We start from the raw sequence: 220 nt of genomic DNA on the forward strand, positions 1-220 counted from the left end.
CTGCTCGGCACGTTCTCTGGCTGTGACTGCTTTGGTTCGTTCCTGCTCAGCCGCGTCGCGCTCGAGGCGGGCCTTGTCGAGATCCTCGCGGGTCGAGGCTGTTGCAGCGCGCTCGCTTGCCAGAGCCTGCGCGGTCTCGGCAGCGGCCTGCTCGGCACGTTCTCTGGCTGTGACTGCTTTGGTTCGTTCCTGCTCAGCCGCGTCGCGCTCGAGGCGGGCC

The 220-nt window shown here is 68.2% G+C and carries 1 protein-coding gene; it reads left to right on the forward strand.

Translation table 11 applies throughout. The features are described from left to right. The coding region (locus tag AC0L2L_RS33435; RefSeq protein WP_473584029.1) for a hypothetical protein at positions 1–220 on the forward strand (220 nt) is incomplete at both ends.

The sequence above is a fragment of the Mesorhizobium sp. WSM4832 genome, from assembly GCF_055811115.1.